Source organism: Terrisporobacter sp. (assembly GCF_017888745.1).
In the GTDB taxonomy this organism is placed as follows: Bacteria; Bacillota; Clostridia; order Peptostreptococcales; family Peptostreptococcaceae; genus Terrisporobacter.
Window position 1 is genome coordinate 1 of record NZ_JAGHFM010000235.1, and the last position, 5,317, is coordinate 5,317.

The 5,317-nt window shown below is 29.0% G+C and carries 3 protein-coding genes and 2 rRNA genes; 4 read left to right on the forward strand and 1 reads right to left on the reverse strand.

The genetic code is table 11. The features are described from left to right. The first annotated feature begins 9 nt into the window (after positions 1–9). A 5S ribosomal RNA gene (rrf, locus tag J7G74_RS11090) occupies positions 10–126 on the forward strand. Between the two features lie 93 nt (positions 127–219). Here the strand turns inward: rrf and J7G74_RS11095 are convergent. After that, entirely contained in the window at positions 220–1,404 is a 1,185-nt protein-coding gene (locus J7G74_RS11095) for a pyridoxal phosphate-dependent aminotransferase (protein WP_297135273.1), read from the reverse strand. 339 nt (positions 1,405–1,743) lie between these two features. Here J7G74_RS11095 and J7G74_RS11100 point away from each other — a divergent pair, with 339 nt between their 5' ends. The 3 genes from J7G74_RS11100 to J7G74_RS11110 all read left to right on the forward strand — a co-directional run. Continuing rightward, positions 1,744–4,095 (forward strand): anaerobic ribonucleoside triphosphate reductase, encoded by a 2,352-nt coding sequence (locus tag J7G74_RS11100; RefSeq protein ID WP_297135276.1) that lies wholly within the window; start codon positions 1,744–1,746, stop codon positions 4,093–4,095. A gap of 20 nt (positions 4,096–4,115) precedes the next feature. After that, positions 4,116–4,655 carry an anaerobic ribonucleoside-triphosphate reductase activating protein gene (gene nrdG / locus J7G74_RS11105; RefSeq protein WP_297135278.1) on the forward strand — a complete coding sequence of 180 codons (540 nt, stop codon included), beginning with the start codon at positions 4,116–4,118 and terminating at the stop codon, positions 4,653–4,655. A gap of 562 nt (positions 4,656–5,217) precedes the next feature. Further along, positions 5,218–5,317, forward strand: a 16S ribosomal RNA gene (locus J7G74_RS11110); the annotation flags it as partial.

A 5,317-nucleotide genomic window follows, 5' to 3' on the forward strand; every position in this document is an offset into this window, starting at 1 on the left:
TAAAGATTATGTGGTTATTATAGCAAAGAGGATACACCTGTTCCCATTCCGAACACAGAAGTTAAGCTCTTGAGCGGCGATGGTACTTGGGGGGAAGCCCCCTGGGAGAGTAGCACGTAGCCACGTAATTTTTTTTTATTAAAATAAAAGCCATGTAAAAAACCCAACTTAAAAATCCACGTAAATTTGTAGTTATACTAAATTTACGTGGATTTTTTATTATTTCATAATTTTTAAAATAAATTTTTCTAATCTATTTAAGCCTTCTAAAAATTCATCCTCGCTGCAAGCATAAGATATGCGCACATATTCATCTATGCCAAATGCTTTTCCGGGAACAATAGCTACTTTATATTCAGATAAAAATTCATTGCAAAACTCTATAGAGAAACTATCTTCATAGTTATATCTTTTAGATACTTGAGATAAATCTATAAATATATAAAAAGCACCATTGGGATATACATAATCGATATATTTTATAGAGTCTAGTTTAGAAGTAATTAAATCTCTTCTATTCTTATAAGTTTTTACCATATTATTAATATCTTCTTTACAATATTTTAACGCACCATATCCTATGTACTGAGATGTTAAAGAAGGATGAGAAACTAAGTGACCTTGTATTGAGCTTATTCCTTTTGCGATTTTTCTATTAGAAGCGGTATACCCTAATCTTAATCCTGTCATAGCTACTGATTTTGCAAATCCATTTATAGTAATAGTTATATCTTTTATATCTTCTCCTAAAGATGCGACAGAAACAAATTGATTGTCATAGCATATTCGTTCATAAATTTCATCAGCTAATATATAGATATTTTTTTCTAAACATACATTAGCTATATCTAATAATTCTTCTTTTGAATAAACACTTCCAGTAGGATTGGAAGGATTATTTAATAGAAGTATTTTAGTTTTATCTGTGATATACCTTCTTAATAAATCTCCTGTCAATTTAAAATCATTTTTTTTATCCGTTTCAATTGGTACAGGAACTGCATTAACAAGTTTAGTCATTTCAGAGTAACTAACCCAATATGGTTTTGGTATTAGAACTTCATCTCCTGGATCTGTTGTAACTAGAAGGGCGTTTGTTATAGCATTCTTTGCTCCACTAGAAAGTACAATTTCATCTATTGAATAATTACAATTATTTTCTTCTAAAAGCTTTTTGCAAATTTCTTCTCTTAACATAGCTAATCCAGGAACTAAATCATATTTAGTATAGTTTTTGTTCAATGAATTAATTCCATATTCAATAGCTTTACTTGGTACATTAAAGTCAGGTTCTCCAATACTTAAATTTAGAACACTAATACCAGATTCTTTCATACTTTTTACTTTTGAACTTATTCCTATTGTACAAGACGGTGTAATAACATCAAGTCTCTTTGATAACATATAATTACCTCCCTTTTAATATATACTAATTATCATATAGTAAAATAATTTAAAATGTCATAAGATAATTAAATTTATCTATAAAAATTATAAAAAAATATAATTGACATCAAACCTTTACAAATACTTACATTGAAAACCTATCCTTTATAAAAATGTAGTATTTTCAAAGGTTACAAAAATTTGACTAAAAATAGTAAGTTTGCTAATCTTATAGAAAAGGAAAAAATAAAAATGCCCTGTAACATTGTTAGAGGGTATTTTTTTAAGGATATATACTATATATAGTGGTTAAACTATATAATATATACTATATATAGTAATTAGGAGGGGTTTTAATTGGTAGAGTATATAAAAAAAAGGGATGGCAGAATTATAAAATTTAATGATGACAGAATTACAAGAGCTATTTTTCTAGCTGCTAGTGAGGCTGCAAAAAATGAAGGGGTTGCACCTAGTTATCAAATAGCAGAAGAAATAACTCAAGATGTCATTAAAATATTAAATTCTAAGTATGGAGATACTATTCCTGGAGTTGAAGATGTTCAAGATGTTGTAGTTAAGGTATTGATAGAAGGAGGTCATGCTAAAACTAGCGAAAAATATATTACTTATAGAAACGAAAGAAGCAGAATTAGAAATTCTAGAACAAGATTAATGAAATCTATTAGTGAAATAACCTTTGAAGATGCTAATGATGCAAATATAAAAAGAGAAAATGCTAATATAGATGGAAATACTGCTATGGGGACAATGCTTCAATATGGTAGTGCAGTATCAAAAGAATTTTGTAAAACTTTTATATTAAAACCAGAACATGTTATTGCTCATGAAAAAGGAGATATACATATACATGATATGGACTTTTTAAATATGGGTACACTAACTTGTTGTCAAATTCAATTAGATAAACTATTTAAAGGTGGATTTTCAACAGGTCATGGATTTTTAAGAGAACCTAACAGTATTATGAGCTATGGTGCGCTTGCTGCAATAGCTATCCAAAGTAATCAAAATGATCAACATGGAGGTCAAAGTATACCTTTTTTTGATTATGATATGTCAAAAGGTGTATATAAAACTTTTAGAAAATTATATATAGATAACTTATCAAAAGCATTTGAACTATTAGTAAATGAGCATGATTATGAAACATTAAAGAAAATAGTTTATTCAACAGAAGAACTAACTAAGTCTAATGTAGGATTAAATCAAAGTATAGAATATAGAAACGAAGAGAGTAAAAGATTAGTAAATGAATTTAATATAGATGAAGAGTTGTCAAGAAAAATACAAGACTTTGCATATAATAGAGCATATAAGGAAACTGATAGACAGACATATCAATCAATGGAAGGGTTTATACATAATTTAAATACCATGCACTCTAGAGCTGGAGCCCAAGTACCTTTTTCTAGTATAAACTTTGGAACAGATATATCACCAGAAGGGAGAATGGTAAGTAAAAATTTACTTCTATCCATGGAAAAAGGATTAGGTAATGGAGAAACAGCCATATTTCCTATATTAATATTTAAAGTAAAAGAAGGTATTAATTTAAATGAAGGAGACCCTAATTATGATTTATTTAAATTATCATGCAGAGTATCAGCTAAAAAATTATTTCCTAACTTTAGTTTCTTAGATGCTCCGTTCAATAAAGAATATTATCAAGAAGGAAAGCCAGAAACAGAAGCAACCTATATGGGATGTAGAACCAGGGTTATGAGTAATATATGTGGGGATGATGAAGCAAGTGGAAGAGGTAATTTATCTTTTACTACTATAAATTTACCAAGGTTAGGTATTAAACATGGAATAATAAAAAATGATAAGGCTGATTTAGAAGAATTTTTCAAGGATTTAGATGAGAAGATATCCTTAGTAATAGATCAACTACTAGAGAGAATGGAGATACAAGGTAATAAAAAAGTAAAGAATTTTCCTTTCTTAATGGGGCAAGGAATATGGCGTGGCTCTGATGAACTTGGAGGAGAAGATAAATTAGAAGAAGTGATTAAACAAGGAACATTAACGTTAGGATTTATAGGATTAGCAGAATGCTTGATAGCATTAACAGGAAAACATCATGGTGAAAGCGATGAATCTCAAGAATTAGGATTAAGGATAATATCTCATATGAGAGATAGAATGGATGAGGCATCAAAGGAATATAACTTAAACTTTTCATTAATAGCAACACCAGCGGAAGGTCTTTCAGGAAGATTTACATTAATAGACAGAAAGCTATATGGGAATATACAAGGTATAACTGATAAAGATTATTATACTAATTCATTTCATGTGCCAGTGTACTATGAAATAAGTGCATATGATAAAATAAAGAAAGAAGCACCATATCACTCTTTGACAAATGGAGGACACATAACATATGTGGAGTTAGATGGCGATACATCTAATAACCTAGAAGCATTTGAAACTATTATAAAGGCTATGAAAGAATTAGGTATAGGGTATGGAAGTGTAAATCATCCAGTCGATAGAGATCCTATATGTGGATACTCTGGTGTGATAGAGGGGGATATATGTCCTAATTGTGGAAGGAATGAAAATGATAGTAATATTAAATTTGAAAGAATAAGAAGGATAACAGGTTATTTAGTAGGAACTGTTGATAGATTTAATGATGCTAAAAAAGCAGAAGTAAGGGACAGGGTAAAACATAGATAATTTGGAAGGTAGTGATTTATATGAAGGTTAGGTTGGCATCAGATATTTATTATGACAGCATAGTAGATGGGCCAGGACTTAGAATGGTTATATGGACACAAGGATGCATACATAATTGCTATAAATGCCATAACCCTCAAACTCATAATTTAGATGGTGGCACTATAGTTGATACGGAGTATATAATAGAAAGAATAAGAAAACTAAAGTTGCAAAGAGGTATAACGCTGTCAGGAGGAGAACCATTTTTACAGCCTAAAGCATTAGCATCTATATCTAAAGTTGCAAAACAAAATAATTTAGATGTTTGGGCTTATACAGGTTTTACTTTTGAACAATTAACTAGTAGCAGTAACCCCTTATATTTAGATAATATGAATTTATTAAAATATGTTGACGTTTTAGTAGATGGTAAATTTATATTTGAAGAAAAAAATATAGAATTAAAATTTAGAGGGTCTAGTAATCAAAGAATTATTAATGTCCAAGAAAGTTTAAGTTCGAATGAAATTGTATTAAAATATGAATTTATGGAATCAGATTTATATATTGCTAAATAGAAATTTAAAAAGAAAGTAATAAATATTATTACTTTCTTTTTATTTATACTAAAACGAATATAAATTTAATTAAAAAAATAATGTGAATAAATAGGGAGTAAATGTGGATAAAATAATATTGACTCAATGATATATTGTAAATATTAAGGTATACAAAAATGTGGAAATGTGGATAAAAAATAGTTATGATTTATGATTAAAAAATCTAGAAAAAAGTTTTAAAAAAAGTATTGACGATATAATTTCAACCTGGTATAGTGATACTTGTCCTCGAGAGAGAGACAAAACGGCAACAAAAAAACTTGAAAAAGTTGTTGACGAATGAATCGTAAGATGATAAAGTATAACTTGTCAACTTGATTCAGAACAACACAAAAAAAGTTTTTTAAAAAAGTTGTTGACAAGGAAAAAAAGTTTTGGTAATATTAAAAAGCTGAAACAAGCAAATAAGAACTTTGAAAATTAAACAGTAGGTTAACAATAAATTAATTCTTTAAGAATTAAACACAAACAAACCAAGCCAGATATTCAGATAATGATTAATCTGAGCAGGTAACAACTTTTATTTGAGAGTTTGATCCTGGCTCAGGATGAACGCTGGCGGCGTGCCTAACACATGCAAGTCGAGCGATTTACTTCGGTAAAGAGCGGCGGACGGGTGA